The organism is Pseudomonas sp. R3-57, assembly GCF_051132065.1.
Taxonomy (GTDB): Bacteria; Pseudomonadota; Gammaproteobacteria; order Pseudomonadales; family Pseudomonadaceae; genus Aquipseudomonas.
Map to the genome: position 1 here is coordinate 4,025,728 of NZ_CP071655.1, position 21,002 is coordinate 4,046,729.

The 21,002-nt window shown below is 63.4% G+C and carries 2 protein-coding genes (1 of these 2 running past the window's edge); both read right to left on the reverse strand.

The features are described 5' to 3' along the window. The gene (locus J3P93_RS18175) at positions 1–14,988 is read right to left on the reverse strand and encodes a non-ribosomal peptide synthase/polyketide synthase (RefSeq protein WP_434590381.1); all 14,988 of its coding nucleotides are present in this window, start codon (positions 14,986–14,988) and stop codon (positions 1–3) included. Next, positions 14,988–21,002, reverse strand: partial view of a non-ribosomal peptide synthase/polyketide synthase gene (locus tag J3P93_RS18180; protein ID WP_434590384.1) — the end only. Its footprint extends 6,306 nt past the window's final position; 6,015 of the gene's 12,321 nt are visible here — the last part of the coding sequence; its start codon lies beyond the right edge, outside the window; the stop codon is at positions 14,988–14,990. The genes J3P93_RS18175 and J3P93_RS18180 overlap by 1 nt, the downstream gene beginning before the upstream one ends.

Sequence of the window (21,002 nt, forward strand, 5' to 3'; positions counted from 1 at the left end):
TCAGGACATGGCTACAGGTTCAACGATCTCGCCAAGCATTTCTTCAGCCTCGGACAGGAACGTTGCATCGCGCGGAATCTGGAAGTGCCCGCAATCGAGCCATTCACCGCCCATGCCCGGCTGCTCCAGTTGCGCCGCCAATTGCACGGCTTCCTCTTCGCGGCCCAGGGTCCACCAGCACATCGGTGTGATTGCCAACGGTGTGCAGCGGTCCAGTTGCAGCGACAGCTGTTTGAGTCGGCGGGCGACGCTGAACACATGGGCCAGTTCATCGGCGCCCAGCGCTACGTAGGTCGAAGCCCCGCGCGCGGTGCTCATGGCGCGGCTGAACAGTGCTTGAATGTTCTGCGGGGTTTCTTCGCCGTCGATGTGCAAACCCGGCGCGGCATCCGGCAGCGTCACTTGCAGGAAGTCGCGCAAGTCGGCTTGCCAGTCGTCCAGCGTGCCTTCGTCAACCCTGGCCGACGGCACGAAGCTGTCGACCAGACCGACAAATTCCACCCTCTGCCCAGCCTGTTCCAGTTGCGCCGCGATCAGCATCGCCAGGGTCCCGCCCAGCGACCAGCCCAACAGGTGATACGGCCCGTGCGCCTGTTTTGCGCGGATCTGCGCAACATAGTCGCTGGCCATGCTCTGCAGCGATACGTCGTGAAACGTCGGATCGAGGAGCATCCGCGACTGGATCGCCAACACCTGGCGGCGACCGCTCAGACGTCTCGCCAACGGCTCGTAATCGAACACCGTGCCAAAGCCTGCATGGATGCAGAACAGCGGCGCGACAGCGTCGACGTGAGCATTCATCGCCAACATTGCGCTGGCTTTCTCGGCGCTGCCCTGCACGCTGGCCACCAACTCGGCGATGCTCGGTTTCTGCATCAGGTCGCGCAGTTTCAAACTCAGGCCCTGAGCCTTGAGCACACGGCTGCGGGCGATCACTTGCAGACTGAGAATCGAGTCGCCGCCCAGTTCGAAGAAGTTGTCGCTGAGGCCGACGCGTTCGATCTTCAGCACGTCCTGCCAGATCTTCGCCAGCGCCTTTTCCAGCTCGGTGCGCGGCGCCAGATAAGCCTGCCGCTGTTCGGCATCCGGGTTCGGCAAGGCCTTGCGGTCAAGTTTGCCGTTCGGCGTCAGCGGCATGCGTTCGAGCAGCATCAGGTGCGCAGGCACCATGTAGTCCGGCAGGCTGGCCTTGAGCTGTTCGCGCAGGCGTTCGCAGAAACCGTCCGCCGCGGCAGGGGCCATAGCGACGACATACGCGAGCAATTGCTTGCCGCTGACACCTTCGCGGGCCACCACAGCGGCGTCGCGCACGCCGGGTTGCTGCTTGAGACGCGCCTCGACTTCGCCCAGCTCGATGCGGAAACCGCGGATCTTCACCTGCTGATCGATGCGCCCGAGATAGTCGACGGTACCGTCCTCGCGCTGGCGCACCAGGTCGCCGGTGCGGTACAGACGGCTGCCGTCGGCGCTGAACGGGTTGGCGACGAAGCGCTCGGCGCTGCCGCCGGCGCGGCCCAGATAACCACGGGCCAACGCGCCGCCCAGGTACAGCTCACCGGCAAGGCCCAGCGGCAGCGGATTGAGGTCGGCGTCGAGCACGTAACCGCTACGCTCGCCGACCACCGTGCCAATCGGTGCGTAGGCCGCCCCGCACACGTCGTCAGCGCCGGCCTTCCAGATCAACGGCGTGACCACGGTTTCCGTCGGGCCATAACCATTGATGATGTACTGCGGCTTCAGCGCACGTTTGGCCAGCTCAAAACTCGCCACCGGCACCGCGTCGCCACCGAAGCAATAGATGCGTACCGCGGGCGGGTTGCCGTGCTGCTCGGCGTGCTCGGCCAATTGTTGCAGGTATACCGGCGGAAACGCCGCCACGGTCACACTGTATTCATGCAGCGCTTCGTAAGTCTGCTCGGCGGTCCACAGGCTGTCGTCACGGATCAGCAGGCGCGCGCCGTGGGTCAACGTGGTCAACCAGCGCTCATGGGCGCCGTCGAAGGCGAACGACATGAAGTGCAATTCGCAATCGGCTGCGGTCATTTCGTAACGCTGACCGATCGCCTCGCAGTGCATCGCCAACGGTCCGTGGGCGACGCCGACGCCTTTCGGCAGGCCCGTGGAGCCGGAGGTGTAGATGACGTAGGCGAGGTTGTCGGCGTGCACGGCGATCTGCGGTGCGCTCTCGGGCTGACCATTCAGATCAAGTTGATCCAGCTCCAGCACAGGCAGACCGGCCTGCGTCGGCATGACCTCACGCAGACTGGAATCGCTGAGCAACAAGGCGATACCGGAATCACCCATCAGGTAGCTCAGGCGTTCACGCGGATAAGTCGCATCGAGCGGCACGTAAGCGCCGCCGGCCTTGAGCACCGCCAGTAACGCCACAATCATGTGTTCGCTACGCGGCAGCGCGACACCGACGCGCACTTCCGGCCCTACGCCTTCAGCGATCAACGCATGGGCCAGGCGGTTGGCGCGGGCGTCGATTTGCGCGTAACTGAACGTCTGGCCGTTGCAGATCACCGCCGTCTGCTCGCCCTGCTCCAGCGCCTGTTGCGCAATACGCTGATGCACCGTCAGCGTCGGCGACGCGGCTGGCAGGCTCGGCGCGACCACCGACCGAGCGCTTGGCAAACCGATCCGCCCCAGTGGTTGCGCGGCATCTGCGGCCAATGCAGCGAGCAGGCCTTCCATGTTGGCGCGAATGCCTTCCACGGTCGATCGATCGAAATGCTCACGCAGGAACATGTATTCGATCACCAGTCCTTCTTCGAGCGTAACCATCAAGTCCATCGGGAAGTTGGTCAGGCCGGCGTTGCTGATCTCGCCGAACGTCAGCGAGTCGTCGCGCCACTCGCGCAGCGCCTGATCGATCGGGTGGTTCTCGAAGACGATGATGCTGTCGAACAACGCCTGCCCCGCCCGTCCGGCCCAACGCTGCACGTCGGTCAACGGGGTGTATTCGCGCTCACGCAGTTCGAGGTTGAAGTCCTGCAGGTCACGCAGCCAGTCGCCGACCGCTTGTTCGGCCGGCACGTCTTTGATCACCGGCAGGGTGTTGATGAACAGGCCAAGGATCGACTCCGACGCCGGCAGGCTCGCCGGGCGCCCCGCCACCGTCGCACCGAACGCCACGCAGCGCTGGCCGCTGTAACGGCTGAGCAGCATCAGCCACGCGCCCTGCACCAGCGTGTTGAGGGTGACGTGCTGCGCTTGCGCAAAGGTCTTGAGCTGTTCGGTACGCACTTCACCCAAGCGGCTGTACAGCGCCTCGTGACCGCGACCGCTGCCAGTGCGCGACACCGCGTCGGCAAGGTAAGTCGGCTCGTCGAGCTGGCTCAATTGCGCGCGCCAGAAACCTTCGCTGGCCGCGTCGTCCTGCTGTTGCAGCCAGTTGATGTAATGACGGTACGGCACCGCCTCGGCCAGCGGTGTGCCGGAGTACTGGCTCAACACCTCGCCGATCAACTGCGAACTGCTCCAGCCGTCGATCAGGATGTGGTGATAGGTCCAGATCAATTGATAACTGTCAGCGCCAACCTGCACCAGCGTCAGGCGTTGCAGCGGTGGCTGATGGAGATCGAAGCCTTTCGCCCGCTCGGCATCGGCCAATGCTTGCAGCGCCTCGGCCGAGTGATCCTGGTCACGCCAGTCGAGCAGGCAGAACGGCAACTGCGGATCGGCGAGAACGAATTGCAGCGGCTCGGCCATGTCCTGCCAGAGGAAACCCGTGCGCAGAATGTCGTGACGACGGCTGACGCTGGCCCAGGCCGCGTGCAAACGCGCCGGTTCAAGGCCTTGCACGGCAATGCTCAACTGGTTGATGTAGAGGTCCGATTCCGGCGAATTCAAGCCGAGGAACAGCATGCCCTGCTGCATCGGTGACAGACGATAAAGCCCGGCCAACTGATCCTGCGCCAGCGGTAAATCGGCGACTTGCGTGTCGCTCAGGCCATGCAGCGGCATCTCGATCAGCACCGTCGGCGCAACGTTGCTGGCACTACCGACACGCTGAGCCAATTGCTCGATGGTCGGGTGCTGGAACAGGTCTTTCGGGCTCAGTTCCAGGCCTTGCTGGCGGGCGCGGCTGACCACCTGAATGGAGACGATCGAATCGCCGCCCAAGGCGAAGAAGCTATCGCGGGTGCTGACCTGCGCCAGACCCAGCACCTCCTTCCAGATATCCACCAGCGTCTGCTCGGTAGCGTTGACCGGTTCGACGTGTTGTTGCACCGCGTTCAATTCCGGCGCCGGCAAGCGCTTGCGATCGATCTTGCCGTTGGGGGTCAGCGGCAGTTGCGCCAGCCACAGACGATGGCTGGGCACCATGTAGTCCGGCAGGGTCGCGCCCAGCCAAGTGCTGAGGCGGTGATGCAGGTCACCTTGCAACTCGGCGCTGGCCTCGATCACTGTCGGATCGGCCGGTACCAGATAGGCGATCAGTTGCTGGCTGCCCGACACTTCGCTGGCGATCACCACCGCTTCGCGCACTTCGGCATGCGCGACCAGGCGTGCTTCGATTTCACCGAGTTCGATACGCAAGCCGCGAATCTTCACTTGGTGGTCGATGCGGCCCAGGTATTCGAGGTTGCCCTGTTCACGCTGGCGAATCAGGTCGCCGGTGCGGTACAGGCGCTCGCCATTGCCGCTGAAGGGATTGGGTACGAAACGTTCGGCAGTCATCGCCGCACGGCCGAGGTAACCACGGGTGATGCCAGCGCCGGACAGGTACAGCTCCGCCGCAACGCCCTGCGGCACCCGATGCAGATCGGCGTCCAGCAGATGACTGGCGCTGTGATCGAGAGCACGACCGATACGCGGTTGACCACCCGAAACACGGCGAGTCCAGGTCGAGTACGTGGTGTCTTCCGACGGGCCGTAGAGGTCGTAGACGTGCTCGATACTCGACTGTTGATACAGCGCATCGACCAGACCTTGCTTGAGAGGTTCGCCGGCCAGATTGATGATCCGAACGCTGGCAGGAATCTGCCCGGCACGTTGCAGTGCGGCGATGGCCGATGGCACGGTGTTGATCAAACGCACCTGATCGCGCGCCGGCAATTGCGCCAGCTCCAAAGCGTTGCGCGCGATGATCAGCGAACCGCCGTTGGCCAACGTTACGAACAGCTCCCATACCGACAAATCGAAGCACACCGACGTCGACGCCAGCACGCCTTGAATATCGTCGCGGCTGTAGACCTTGGCCGACCAGTCGATCAGTGCCATGACGTTGCGATGGGCAATCGCCACGCCTTTTGGTTTTCCGGTGGAACCCGAGGTGTAAATCACATAGGCGAGGTTGTCCGGCTGCACGGTCGTTTGCGGCGCAGCGGTTGGGTAGCGGCTCAGGTCAACCTGATCCATCAACACCACTTGAGTCGAGGCCGGTACGCTCAACGTTACGGCCACCGCTTGTTCGGTAAGCAACACTCGCGCACGGCTGTCTTCGAGCATGTAAGCGACGCGATCGGCCGGGTAATCCGGGTCCAGTGGCACGTAGGCGCCACCCGCCTTGAGCACTGCCAATAGCGCGATGAGCAATTGCTCGGAACGCGGCATCGCCACGCCCACGCGCACTTCCGGGCCGACGCCCATTTCGATCAGTTTGTGCGCCAGACGATTGGCCTGTGCGTCCAGTTCGGCGTAAGTCAGTTGACGGTCGCTGAACGTCACCGCCAGCGCATCGGGCGTCGCCGCTGCGCGATCGGCGATGGCCTGATGAATGCACTGTTCAGTGACGAACGAGGTGTCAACGCACGGAACGTCTTCGATCAGTTGCAACTCACCAAGCGTACGTTCACTCGATTCGCTCATCTGCCCGAGCAAACGCTGCAGAAACTCGCCCAATTGCGCCACGCTGTGTGCGGCGAAGCTGTCGCACTGGTAGCTGAAGTGCATGGACAACTCGTCGCTCAGATGCACCAGCAGAGTCAGCGGGTAGTTGGTCTGTTCGTGGTTGGCGATTTCGCCGAAACGCAGTTCTTGCGGCGCGCCCTGGGCCAGCGCTTCGGAGACCGGGTAGTTCTCGAACACCAGAATATTGTCGAACAGCGCTTCACCATTGCGCGCCGCCCAACGCTGAATGTCGAACAACGGCGTGTGTTCATGCTCGCGCAGCGCCAGGTTTTGCGCCTGTACGCTTTGCAGCCACTCGCCAACACTGAGTTGCGCACGCGGGCTGGCGATCACCGGCAGGGTGTTGATGAACAGGCCGATCTGCTGCTCGACGCCTTTGAGCTCGCTCGGGCGCCCGGCCACCGTGGCGCCGAACGCCACGCTCGCCTGCCCGGTCAGGCGCTGCAACAGCAACAGCCACGCCGCTTGAATCAGCGTGTTGACGGTAACTTTCTGCTGCCGGGCGAACTCGCCCAATTGCCGGGTTTGCAGTGAATCGAGCACACAGAAATGCTCGCCATGGCCCTGTTGTGCGGCGTCGCCACGCTGCGCCTGGAGTGCCGGCGCCAACAAGGTCGGCGCCTCCAGCTCCGCCAGTTGCGCGGTCCAGTAATGCTCGCTGGCCTGGACATCCTGACCTTGCAGCCACTCGATGTAATCGCGATACCGCCCGGCCAGCGCCGGCTGGGCGATGCCGCTGTAACGCTGCAAGACCTCGCCAAGCAACTGCGAGTTGCTCCAGCCGTCCATCAGGATGTGATGGTTGGTGTAGATCAAATGGCAGCGCTGCGCATCGAGACGCACCACCACCATCCGCAGCAACGGCCCCTGACTCAGGTCGAAACCCTGCGCCTGCTCGGCCGCGGCCAGTGCATTGAGCTCATTCACGCAATCGCCACGCTCGCGCCAGTCGAGCACGCGAAAGGGCATCTGCAAATGTTTGTGCACCACTTGCAGCGGCCGCGTCAGTTGGCCTTGCCAGACAAAACCGGTGCGCAGGATATCGTGGTGGTCCACCGCCGCTTGCCACGCCTGCTGGAAGCGCTGCAGGTCGAGACCTTCAACGTCGAGGCGAACCTGATTGAGGTAATCCCCGCTGGCCTGCTCGTAGAGGCTGTGGAACAACATGCCCTGCTGCATCGCCGACAGCGGATAGACGTCGGCGATCTGCTGCGCCGGCACCGGCAAGTTATCGAGTTGCGCCTGAGTCAGCCCGGCCAGCGGGACGTCCGAGGGGGTCAGACCGTCGATGCCTGGGGTCAGACAATGCTCAATCAGCGCGGCCAGCTCGTCAGCGTAATCCGCCGCGAGGGCTTCGATGACCGCCGTGTCGAAACGCTCGGTGCTGAAGGTCCAGCCGACGCGCAACTCACCGCCATACACCTGACCATTAAGGGTCAACCAGTTGCCCAGTGGCGCGTCCGCGCTCTGGTCGAGGCCGGCGTTGTCCGGCGCAGGGGTAAACAGCGCCGCCTCGTCAGCGGCAAAACTGCCGTCGAACTGGCCGAGGTAGTTGAAGGTGATGCGCGGCGTCGGCAAGGCGCGCAGGCTCTGCTGCGCATCAGCATCGCCGAGGTGGCGCAACGCACCGAAACCGATGCCCTTGTTGGGGATCGAGCGCAGTTGTTCCTTGATCTGTTTGATCGACTCGCCGGGCGTTTGCGCCGGGGTCAGGCGCACCGGAAACAGGCTGGTGAACCAGCCCACGGTGCGGGTCAGGTCGACGCCGTCGAACATATCTTCACGACCGTGGCCTTCGAGCTGAATCAGTGTCGAGGTATGCCCGCTCCAACGGCCGATCACCCGCGCCAGCGCGGTCAGCAACAGGTCGTTGACCTGGGTGCGATAGGCCGCCGGCGCTTGCTGCAGCAGTTGACGAGTCAGCTCCACGTCCAGTCTGGTCTGCACGGTCTGCGCCAGTCGGTTGTGCTGCCCGGCCTCCACGCGTTGGCATGGCAGATCGGTGCTGACATCGCGCAGGCAGGCTTGCCAGTACGCCAGCTCTTGCTGCAACGCTGTGCTGTTGGCGTAGCGCTGCAAGTGTTCGCTCCAGACCTTGAAGGCGCTGGTTTTCGCCGGCAGGCGCAGCGGCTGGCCGTCGAGCAATTGCTGATACGCGTTCTGCAGGTCTTCGAGCAGAATCCGCCACGACACACCGTCCACTGCCAAGTGATGGATCACCAGTTGCAAACGTTGCGTGCCGTCAGCCAGTTGCGCCAGCACCGCACGCAGCAGCGGCCCGTTTTGCAGGTCGAGGCTGCGCTGGGCGCGGTTGCCCAAGGCTTCCAGTGCCGCGGCATCGGCGACCTGCTCCTGCCACAGCAGATTGTCCGGCAGGTTTTCAACGGCACGGTGCTCGGCCTGCCACACGCCATCGCGCTGAGTGAAGCTCAGGCGCAGGGCATCGTGATGGGCAACCAGCGCCCGCAGCACTTGCTCGATCTTGTCCGCATCCAGTGGCTGACGCGGCTTGAGCAGCACCGACTGGTTCCAGTGATGGCGCTCAGGAATGTCGTCTTCGAAGAATTGCTGCTGAATCGGCAGCAGCAACGCTGCCCCGCTCACCGCTTGTTGATCAATCATCGTTGGGGCCGCGCCCAACTGCGCAACCAGCGCCAGGCGCGCAATGGTCTGGTGCTGAAACAGGTCTTTCGGGTTCAGGCCAATCCCGGCCTGACGCGCACGACTGACCACCTGAATCGAGATGATCGAGTCGCCGCCCAATTCGAAGAAATTATCGTTGAGGCCGACTTGCGGCAGCTTCAGCACGTCTTGCCAGATCGCCGCCAGACGTTGTTCCAGCCCGCTTTGCGGCGCCTGATAAGCCTGTTGGGCCTGACTCGCATCCGGTGCAGGCAGCGCACTGCGGGCGAGTTTGCCGTTGGCGGTCAACGGCAGTTGCGCGAGCAGCAGCAGGTGCGCCGGGACCATGTGATCCGGCAGGCTTGCCTTGAGCTCGGCACGCACGCTGTCGCGCCATTGCGCCTGCTTGGCCGCATCGGCCTCGAGCAACGCAGCATCCTGCGGCACCAGCCACGCGACCAGTTGCTGACCGCTGAGGCCCGATTGCGCGAGCACCACGGCCTGGCGCACGGCTTGCTGCGCCTGCAGTTGCGCCTCGATCTCGCCCAGTTCGATTCGGAACCCACGGATTTTCACCTGATGGTCGATCCGCCCGATGTACTCGATAATGCCGTCGGCGCGATAGCGGGCGAGATCGCCGGTGCGGTACAGGCGACCGCCGTCAGCGGCAAACGGGTCGGGAATGAACCGCAGTGACGTCAGATCGGCACGGTTCAGATAACCACGCGCCAGACCGGCGCGCCCGACGTACAGCTCACCGATGCAACCCTTGGCCACCGGATTCAGATCAGCGTCGAGCAGATACCACGACAGATCAGGGATCGGCACGCCGATCGGGCTGCTGGCGTCGCCCTGCAAATCGGCCATCGACAGCGGACGGTAAGTGACGTGCACGGTGGTTTCGGTGATGCCGTACATGTTGATCAGTCGCGGCGCCTGATCGCCAAAACGTTCGAACCACGGGCGCAGGCTCTTGACCTCCAGCGCCTCGCCGCCGAACACCACGTAACGCAGCGCCGGCTGTTGCGCGGCGTGCTCCGGCGCGCAGGCCACCTGCATCAATTGCTTGAACGCCGAGGGCGTCTGGTTGAGCACGGTGACGCCTTCGCGGCAGAGCAAGGCGAAGAAATCTTCTGGCGCACGGCTGACCTCGTAAGGCACCACGACCAGTTTGCCGCCGTACAGCAGCGCACCGAAAATCTCCCACACGGAGAAGTCGAACGCGTAGGAATGGAACAGGCTCCAGACATCGTCCGCGCCGAAATCGAACCAGGCATCGGTGGCCTCGAACAGACGCAGCACATTGCGATGGGCGAGCAAGGTGCCCTTCGGCTGGCCAGTCGAACCGGAGGTGTAAATCACATAGGCAAGGTTGTCGGCGCTCAGGCTGACGTGCGGATTGCTGTCGCTGTAGCCTTCGAGGTCTTCACCCTGCTGATCGAGCATCAGGCTGCGCACGGCATCCGGCACCGGCAGTTGCGCAAGCAGATGGCGTTGGGTCAGCAGCAAACCGATGCCACTGTCGCCGATCATGTAGCTCAGGCGCTCTTGCGGATAGCTCGGATCCAGCGGCACATAAGCGCCGCCGGCCTTGAGAATCGCCAACAGACCCACCAGCATGTCGAGGCTGCGCTCCACCGCCAGACCGACGCGCACATCCGCGCCGACACCCTGCGCAATCAGTCTGTGCGCCCACTGGTTGGCGCGGCGATTGAGCGCGGCATAACTCAGCGTTTTACCGGCGCAGCTCACGGCGATGGCGTCCGGCGCGCGGGCGGCCTGGGCTTCGATCAAATGATGCAGGCACTGTTCGCTGGGGAAATCGACGACCGCCGGGTTCCATTGCAGCAGGATCGCCTCGCGCTCAGCGGCATTGTGCAATGGCAGATCAGCGATGCGTTGAGCACTGTCGGCCACGATCCCGTGCAGCAGATTGAGCCAGTGCTGCGCCAGGCGCTCGATGGTCGCCAAGTCAAACAAATCGGTGGCGTAGGTCAGTTCGGCCCAGACATTGTCAGCCGATTCGAACGTGTTCAGGGTCAGGTCGAACTGCGCGGTGTTGGAGGCCCATGGCAAGCCTTCGATGTGCAATTGCGGCAGGCGGGTTGGGCCCTGCCCTTGGCGGGCCTGGCTCTGGTGATTGTGCATCACCTGGAACAGCGGGCTGTGGCTGAGGCTGCGTTGCGGTTGCAGCGCGTCGACCAGTTGCTCGAACGGCAAATCCTGATGGGCCTGCGCGCCGAGCACGCTGTTTTTAACCTGTTGCAGCAGGCTGCGGAAGCTCTGCTGACTGTCGAGTTCGGCCTTGAGCACTTGAGTGTTGACGAAAAACCCGATCAGGCCTTCGGTCTCGACCCGATTGCGGTTGGCCACCGGTACGCCGACGCGGATATCAGCCTGTCCGCTGTAGCGATGCAGCAGGGTCTGGAATGACGCCAGCAGCAGCACAAACAGGGTAACGTTTTCACGCTGCGCGACCTGCTTGAGCGCCGTCGCCAGTTCAAGGCTCAGCGGGACATCGTGACGGGCACCGCGATAGCTTTGCTCGGCGGGGCGTGGACGGTCGCTCGGCAGCTCCAGCAATGGCTGCTCACCGTCGCCAAGTTGCGCCGTCCAGTAATTCAATTGACGCTCACGCTCACCGGCGTTCATCCATTGTCTTTGCCACACCGCGTAATCGGCGTATTGCACCGGCAAGGCTGGCAATTGCGCGGTCTGGCCCTGGCTGTAAGCGGCGTACAACGCCACCAGCTCATCGACCATGACATTCATCGACCAGCCATCGGAGACGATGTGGTGCAAGGTGATGACCAGCGCGTGATCATCGGCGGCCAGACGTAGCAGTTTCACCCGCAGTAGCGGGCCTTGCTGGAGGTCGAACAGATGCAGGGTTTCTGCCGCGACCAGCGCTTGCAAGGCCGCGTCATCCAGCCCCGCCGCGTCCTGCACTTGCAGGTCCAGCGTGCCTTGAGCCTGAATCACTTGCAGGGTCTGGCCTTGCTGTTCGACGAAGCAGGTGCGCAGGGATTCATGGCGTTCGATCAACGCATTGAAGCTGTGCTGTAACGCTTGCAAATCCAGCTCGCCGCGCAGACGCAGCGCAGCCGGCACGTGATAAGCCGTACTGGTCGGCTCCAGTTGCCAGAGGAACCACTGACGTTCCTGCGCATAGGAAAGCGCCATCGGTTGCAGACGGGGCAAGGCAACAATCGGCGGTTCTTCGGTTGCCTGATCGACGCCCAGTGCGGCAACGAAATCTGCCAGCGTGCTGTGCTCGAACAGGCTGCGCAGGGGCACTTGCACATTCAGCGCCTGACGCACGCGCGACACCACTTGGGTCACCAGCAACGAGTGGCCACCGAGTTCGAAGAAATGGTCGCTGAGGCCTACTCGGTCCAGCTTCAACACCGCTTGCCAGATCTCGGCGACGGCGTGCTGGGTGGCGGTTTGTGGCGCAACGTAAGTTGATTGCGACTGGCTGGCGTCTGGCGCCGGCAAGGCTTTGCGGTCGACTTTGCCATTCGGGGTCAACGGCAGTTGTGCGAGGAACAGCAGATGCGCCGGCACCATGTAATCCGGCAGTTCGGCCTTGAGGCTGGCCTTGAGTGCGGCGCGCAATTGAACTTCATCGAACGCGCTGGCAGATGGCACGACATAGCCGACCAGTTGCGCGCCGGTCGGGCCGTCCTGCGCGACCACCACGGTTTCGCGCACGCTGTCGAGCGCGAGCAAGCGGGCTTCGATCTCGCCCAGCTCGATACGGAAACCGCGAATCTTCACCTGATGGTCGATACGCCCGATATATTCGATCACGCCTTCGGCGCGATAACGGGCCAGGTCGCCGGTGCGGTACAGACGCGCACCGGTTGTGGAAAACGGGTCTGGCACAAAACGTTCGGCGGTCAGGTCCGGACGCTGGAAATAACCGCGCGCCAGGCCCTCGCCACCGATCAGCAATTCTCCCGGCGCACCGACCGGATTCAGCTCAAGGTCGCTGCCGAGGATGTACAACGCGGTGTTATCGATCGGCGTGCCGAGGAACGGCCGGCTGTTGTCGGCACTGAGGGCATGTTGCGCCGACCAGATGGTGGTCTCGGTCGGGCCATAGAGGTTCCACACGTTCGGCGTCAGCGCCAGCATGCGCGTGGCCAGTTCCTGCGGCAGCGCTTCACCGCCACAAAGGAACGTGCGACCGCGCAGAGTCGCTGCGTGTTCGTGATCGAGCAGCATGCGCCAGGTCGACGGGGTGGCTTGCAGAATGATCACGGCGTGTCGCTCGATCAGTTCGAGCACTGCGTGCGGGTCCTGATGCACGTCCTTGCCAGTCAGTACCACGCAGGCGCCAGCCAGCAGCGGGCCGTAGATTTCCAGGCCGAAAATATCGAAGGAGAACGTGGTCAGCGAGAGCACGCGATCGGCGGCGGCAATCCCCGGCTGACGGATCATGCTCGCGACGAAATTGCTCAGCGCCGCATGGCGCACCATCACGCCTTTCGGTTTACCGGTGGAGCCCGAGGTATAGATCGTATAGGCCAGATGTTCGCCAGTGACGGCCACCTGCGGCGCAGTCTGTGGATAAGCCGCCAGCCACTCTGCTGGCTGATCGAGCAGCAGGGTTTGCACACCCGCCGGGACCGGCAACTGCGCCTGCACGTGCGCCTGGGTCAGCAGCCATTGCAGGCCGCTGTCCTCGATCATGTAGGCCAGCCGCTCCTGTGGGTACGCCGGGTCCAGCGGCACATAAGCACCGCCGGCCTTGAGAATCGCCAGCAGTCCGACGAGCATGTCGGCACTGCGCTCGACTGCAATCCCCACCAGTCGGTCCGGCCCCACACCGGTCTCGACAAGCTTGTGCGCGAGCCGGTTGGCGCGGGCATCGAGCTCGCCGTAAGTCAGCACCTCATCGCCGATGATCAGTGCCGTGGCGTGCGGATTCTGTTGCGCCTGCAAGGCGAAGTCCTGCTGCACGCAGTCGCCGTGCGCGCGGTGATCCGTCACGCGGAACCAGTCTTGCAGCAGCACGCCATGCTCGGCCTGCTCCAGCAGCGGCAATTCGCCGACACGCTGCGTCGGCGCGGCGACAATGCCTTGCAACAGGTTTTGCCAGTGACGGGCCAGACGCTCGACCGTTTCAGGCTTGAACAGATCGGTCGCGTAAATCAGTTCGGCGGCAAAACCGTCGTTCGATTCATACGTGTTAAGGGTCAGGTCGAACTGCGCCGTGCGCCCTTCCCACTGCACATCCTCGACGCTCAGTTGCGGCAACCGGGCGGCGCTGCGCCCTGGGTCACGGCTGCTCTGGTGGTTGAACATCACCTGGAACACCGGGCTGTGACTCAGACTGCGCTGCGGTTGCAGCGCTTCGATCAGTTGCTCGAACGGCAGGTCCTGGTGCGCCTGCGCCGCCAGCGCCGCTTGCTTGACCTGGGCCAGCAACTGGTTGAACGGCAGTTGCCCGTTGATCTCGGCGTGCAACACCTGAGTGTTGACGAAGAAGCCGATCAGGCCTTCGGTTTCGACGCGGTTACGGTTGGCGGTCGGCACGCCAACGCGAATCTGCGCCTGACCACTGTAGCGATGCAGCAAGGCCTGGAACGATGCCAGCAACACCATGAACAGGCTCGCGCCTTCGCGCTGGGCCAGTTGCTTGAGCGCATCGCCGAGTGCCGCCGGCAGGTTCAGCTCCAGGCGTGCTCCGCGCAGGCTTTGCACGGCCGGACGCGGGAAGTCAATCGGCAATTCCAGCACCGGCGGCTCGCCGTCCAGGGTCTTGATCCAGTACGCCAGTTGCCGCTCGCGTTCGCCCGCCTCCAGCCAGTGGCGCTGCCAGATCGCGTAATCGGCGTATTGCACCTCCAACGCCGGCAGGCTCAGCGGCTGCCCGGCGGTGTCGGCGGCGTAATGCTGGATCAGTTCATTGATCAGCACCTTGATCGACCAGCCATCGGAAATAATGTGGTGCTGGATCAACGCCAGCACATGGTCGTCCGCGCCGATTTCGAGCAGCGCCACGCGCAGCAGCGGGCCGTGTTGCAGATCGAACGGGCGCGCCGTCTCGCTTTCAACGAACGCCTTGATCGCCGCCTCACTGCCGGCCGCATCAAGGCCTGCGGGCAGCGCTGCCACGGCGATGTTCAATGGCAACTGCGGGTGAATCACCTGGCAAAAGCTGTCGCCGTGCTCAGTGAAGGTGGTGCGCAAACTTTCGTGGCGCGCCGCCACGGCATCGAAGCTGCGTTGCAGCGCCGCGACGTCCAGTTGCCCCTTGAGGCGCAAGGCGCTGGGGATGTGATAAGCGCTGCTGTGCGGGTCCATTTGCCAGAGGAACAACTGGCGTTCCTGCGCATACGACAGAGGAATTGCCGCGAACCCGGAACGCGTCTCCGGGATCGGCAGATTGGCCGGAGAGACGCCCTCTTCGAGCATCTTCTCCAGGTACAGTTTGCGTTTGTCCAGCGGCAGAGTGATAAAGCGCTTGGCTACCCTCAAAGCAACACTCTTGTCCATCAGACTTCCTCCATATCGTCAAGCAGGGCTTCCAGCTTGCTCAGTTTCTGTTCGTTGATTGCCCCGCCTCCTGTATCGAGTCGAGCGACAAAATCGCTCAGGACGGGGTGCTGGAATAACAATTGCGGGGTCAGCGTCAGGCCCAGCTCAAGGGCGATGCGCGACACCACGTTGACCGCCAGCAGCGAGTGCCCGCCCAGTTCGAAGAAGTGATCGCTGCGACCGATGCGTTCAACCTCGAGCACGTGCTGCCAGATCGCCGCGACCTGCTGCTCAAGCTCACTCTGCGGCGCGACATACGCGGCCTGCATCTGGCTGGCATCCACCGCTGGCAGGGCCTTGCGGTCGAGTTTGCCGTTGGGGGTCAGTGGCAACTGCTCAAGGAACAGCAGGTGCGCGGGAATCATGTAGTCAGGTAACGAAGACTTGAGGCCAGTCTTTAGTCCGTCGCGCAGTTGCCGCTGCGCTTCGCCGTCCTGCATGTCCAGTTGCGGAGCGACCACGTAGGCCACCAGTTGCGCGCCGCTATCGCTGTCGACCGCCAGCACCGCCGCTTGCGTAACCTCGGCTTGAGCGAGCAATCGCGTCTCGATCTCACCCAGTTCGATACGGAATCCACGAATTTTCACTTGATGGTCAATACGCCCCAGGTACTCCAGTTCGGCGTTTTCGCGCTGGCGAATCAGGTCGCCCGTGCGGTACAGGCGCTCGCCGTTGGCGCTGAATGGATTGGGTACGAAACGTTCGGCAGTCATCGCCGCGCGGCCAAGGTAACCGCGAGTGATGCCAGCGCCGGACAGGTACAGCTCCGCCGCAACGCCCTGTGGCACCCGGTGCAGATCGGCATCCAGCAGATGACTGGCGCTGTGCTCCAGCGCACGACCGATACGCGGTTGGCCACCCGAAACACGGCGGGTCCAGGTCGAATAGGTGGTGTCTTCCGATGGGCCGTACAGGTCGTAGATGTGTTCAACGTTCGCCTGTTGATACAGCGCATCGACCAGGCCTTGCTTGAGCGGTTCGCCGGCCAGATTGATGATCCGGACGCTGGCAGGAATTTGCCCGGCACGTTGCAGTGCGGCGATGGCTGACGGTACGGTGTTGATCAAACGCACCTGATCACGCGCCGGCAGTTGCGCCAGTTCCAGCGCGTTGCGCGCGATGATCAGCGAGCCGCCGTTCGCCAGCGTTACGAACAGTTCCCACACCGACAAATCAAAGCACACCGACGTCGACGCCAGCACGCCTTGAATATCGTCGCGGCTGTAGACCCTGGCCGACCAGTCGATCAATGCCATGACGTTGCGATGGGCAATCGCCACGCCCTTCGGTTTGCCGGTGGAACCCGAGGTGTAGATCACGTAAGCGAGGTTGTCCGGCTGCACGCGCGTTTGCGGCGCAACGGTTGCGTAGCGGCTCAGGTCAACCTGATCCATCAACAGCACTTGAGTCGAGGCAGGTATGCTCAACGTCGCGGCGACCGCTTGTTCGGTAAGCAACACTCGCGCACGGCTGTCTTCGAGCATGTAAGCGACGCGATCGGCCGGGTATTCCGGGTCCAGTGGCACGTAGGCGCCACCCGCCTTGAGCACTGCCAATAGCGCGATGAGCAATTGCTCGGAACGCGGCATCGCCACGCCCACGCGCACTTCCGGCCCAACACCCAATTCGATGAGCTTGTGCGCAAGGCGATTGGCCTGTGCGTCCAGTTCGGCGTAGCTCAATTGTTTATCGTTGAAGGTCACAGCCAGCGCATCCGGCGTCGCCGCTACGCGATCAGCAATCGCCTGATGAATGCACTGCTCAGTCACGAACCGGGTGTCATCGCGCGGAACGTCTTCGACCAGCTGCAACTCGCCAAGCGTGCGCTCGCCTGCCTCGCTCATCTGCACAAGCAGGCGCTGCAGATGCGCACCCAACTGCGCCACGCTGGCCGGGGCGAAGCGGTCGCGCTGATAGCTGAAATGCACCGACCGCTGTTCGCCGAGGCTCACCAGCAGGGTCAACGGGTAGTTGGTCTGCTCCTGATTGACCACCGCGCCAAAGCGCAGGCCTTGCGGCGCGCCACGCTCCAGCGCCTCGGCAATCGGGTAGTTCTCGAACACCATCAGGCTGTCGAATAGCGCGTCGCCGCCCTGCCCGGCCCAGCGCTGAATGTCGGCCAGCGGCGTGTGTTCGAATTCGCGCGAGGTGAGGTTTTGGGCCTGCACGGCTTGCAGCCACTCGCTCAGACTGTCCTGCGCCTGCGGCGCGGCGACCACCGGCAAGGTGTTGATGAACAGGCCGATCTGCGACTCGACGCCCGGCACATCGGCCGGCCGCCCAGCCACGGTCGCGCCGAACGCCACGCAGATTTTCCCGGTGTAGCGCTGCAACAGCAGCAACCACGCCGCTTGCACCAAGGTGTTGACGGTGACTTTCGCCGCCCGGGCAAATTCGCTCAGGCGCCGGGTCAGGTCGGCGTCCAGCACTTGGTAATGGTCACCATAACCGATGCTCGGCAAAGCCTCGTTCGGCCGCGCAATGGCATCGGCCAGACGCGTCGGCTCGCGCAGTTCGCGCAACGTTGCCAGCCAGTAATGTTCGGCCGCCGCCGCGTCCTGACGCTGCAACCAGCCGATGTAATCGCGATAGCGCCCCGCTGGCCGCGCGACCGCTTCGCCGCGGTAATGCTGCAGGACTTCGCCAAGCAACTGCGCGCTGCTCCAGCCATCCATCAGGATGTGATGGTTGGTGTAGATCAGGTGATGCCGATCGGTCGCCGTGCGCACCAGTACCAGACGCAACAACGGCGCACTGTTCAGGTCCAGGCCCAACGCGCGTTCTTCGTCGGCGAGGGTTTGCAACGCCGTGTCGAGGTCGCTCTTGCCGCGCCAGTCGATGACGCTGAACGGCACCTCGACCTGACGCTGCACCACTTGCAACGGTTGCGGCAGATCGCCCTGCCAGAAGAAGCCACTGCGCAGAACATCATGAGCGTCTACCGCCGCTTGCCAGGCCGCACGGAAGCGCTGCGGCTCGACACCGTCGACGTCGAGGCGCATCTGGTTGATGTAATCGCCATTGCCGTGTTCGAGCAACGTGTGAAACAGCATGCCCTGCTGCATCGGCGACAACGGGTAGATGTCGTCGATGCTCTGCGGCGCCAGCACCAAGCCATCGAGTTGCGCTTGCGACAACTGCGCCAGCGGGAAATCCGACGGCGTCAAGCCACGGTGGCCGCTGGCGCAGCAATGGCCGATCAGTGCCGTCAGCTCCTGCACATAGTCATCGGCCAGGCGCTGAATGGTCGCCGCATCGAACAGGCCGCTGCTGTAGGTCCAGTTCAGGTCCAGCTCACCACCGAAGACCTTGCCGTTCAACGCCAGCGGATTGCCCAGCGGACCTTGCAGGTTGACTTCGGCACCGGCGGCTTCGCCGGTCGGTACGAACAAGGCGTGATCGGCCTCAGCGAAACTGCCGTCGAACTGGCCCAGATAGTTGAAGGTCAGGCGCGGTACCGGCAAGGCTTGCAGGGCCTGGCGTGCCTGTTCATTGCCCAGGTACGCCAGCGCGCCGAAGCCGATGCCCTTGTGCGGAATCGCGCGCAATTGTTCTTTGATTTGCTTGAGCGAGGCGCCCAGCTCGGCGGCCGGCGTCAGGCAGGCCGGGTAAACGCTGGTGAACCAGCCGACGCTGCGGGTCAGGTCGATGTGCTCGAACAGGTCTTCGCGACCGTGACCCTCGAGCAACACCAGCGCCCTGTCGTCACCGGTCCAGCGCACCAGCACCCGCGCCAGCGCGGTCAACAGCAGATCGTTGACCTGCGTGCGATAGGCTTGCGGTGCGTCCTGCAGCAGCTGACGCGTCAGGGTCTGGTCCAGTTTGCTGTGAATAGTCAGCGCCTGATCGTGTCGCTGTCCACCGTCCGGACGGTCGTACGGCAACGCCGCCGAGGCACCGTGCAACTGCTGCTGCCAGAAGCCCGGTTCGGCTTGCAAGGCGGGACTGGCAGCGTAGTCCTGCAAGGCCGCCGCCCAGTCCTTAAGCGCACTGGTCTTGGCTGGAAGCTGCACAGCCTGACCGGCGCTGATCTGCCGATAGGCGTTTTGCAGATCCTCGAACAGAATCCGCCACGACACGCCATCGACCACCAGGTGATGGACGATCAGCAACAGCCGTTGCGAACCGTCAGCCAGATTGGCAAGCACCGCGCGGATCAGCGAACCGCCACTCAGTTGCAGGCTGCGCTGCGCCTTGTCGCCCAGCGCCTCTAAAGCTTCAAGGTCAGCAACCTCGACCTGCCATAGAATCGTTTCGCCCGCCTGCGTGGCGACGTCGCGGTAATGCGCAGCCCAGCCGTCAGCCTGCTCGACAAATTGCAGACGCAAGCTGTCGTGGTGCACGACCAACGCATCCAGCGCTTGCTCCAGCACTTGCGCGTCCAGCGTTTGCGTGGGTTTGAGCATCACCGACTGGTTCCAGTGATGACGGTCGGGAATCGCTTGGGCGAAGAATTCATGATGAATCGGCAGCAGCGCGCTGCTGCCGGTCACCGCTTGCTGATCGATCTGGTGCAGCGCTTCACCGGTCTGCGCGACCACGGCCAGCGCGGCAATGGTCTGGTGCTCGAAGAGGTCTTTGGGGGTGAAGCGAATCCCGGCCTGCCGCGCGCGGCTGACCACTTGAATCGAAATGATCGAATCGCCGCCCAGCTCGAAGAAGTTGTCGCTGATGCCGACCCGCTCAAGCTTGAGCACGTCCTGCCAGATCGCCGCCAGTTGCTGCTCCAGCGCGGTTTGCGGCGCCACATAAGCCTGCTGCAATTGACTGACATCCGGCTTCGGCAGGTTCTTGCGATCGAGTTTGCCGTTCGGGGTCAGTGGCAGGCGCTCGAGACGCAAAACGTACGCCGGAACCATGTGCGCCGGCAGACTCGCCGCGAGTTGCGCGCGCAGTTCGTCAGTGAAATCGGCACGGTTTGAATCACTGACCACATACGCCACCAGACGCTTGCCGCTGCCGGCACTGCCTTCCTGCGCAATCACCACTGCTTCGCGCACGCCGGCAAGGGCTTGCAGGGCGGCTTCGACCTCGCCGAGTTCGATGCGGAAACCACGGATTTTCACCTGATTGTCGATGCGATCGAGGTAGTCGAAGGTACCGTCGCCGCGCTGGCGCACCAGATCGCCGGTGCGATAGAGCAAGCCACCGGTGGTGCTGAACGGATCGGCAACGAAGCGTTCGGCGGTCAGCCCCGGACGGTTCAGGTAACCACGCGCCAGACCGCTGCCACCGAGGTACAACTCACCGGCCATGCCTTGCGGCAGCAGGTTCAGCGCAGCGTCGAGGACATAGGCGCTGCGGTCGCCGATACGGCTGCCGATCGGCGCGTACGCCGCGCCGCACGGTTCTTCGCGACCGGCCTTCCAGATCAGCGGCGTGACCACGGTTTCGGTCGGGCCGTAACCGTTGATGATGTAATCCGGATCCAGCGCGCGTTTGACCCGCTCGAAACTGGCGCTCGGCACAGCATCGCCGCCGAAGCAGTAGATCCGCACTTTCGGCGGCTGGCCAACGCGCTCGGCGTGCTCGGCCAGTTGCTGCAAATACACCGGCGGGAACGCCACCACGGTCACACCGTGCTCAATCATCGCGTTGTAGGTCTGCTCCGGCGTCCACAAGGTGTCGTCGCGAATCAGCAGCGAGGCGCCGTGGGTCAGGCTGGTCAGCCAGCGCTCGTGGGCGCCGTCGAAGGCAAACGACATGAAGTGGAATTCGCAGTCGCTGTCGCGCATTTCATAGCGCTGACCGATGGCCTGGCAGTGCATCGCCAACGGGCCGTGGGCAACGCTGACGCCTTTCGGATTGCCGGTGGAGCCGGAGGTGTAAATCACATAGGCAAGGTTATCGGGGTCGAGTTGCACCTGCGGTGCTGCGACCGGCCATTCGCTCACGTCCAGACGATCCAGCTCCAGCAGCGGCACCGACGCGGCGACCGGCAGTTGCGCCGACACCGACGAATCGCTGATCAG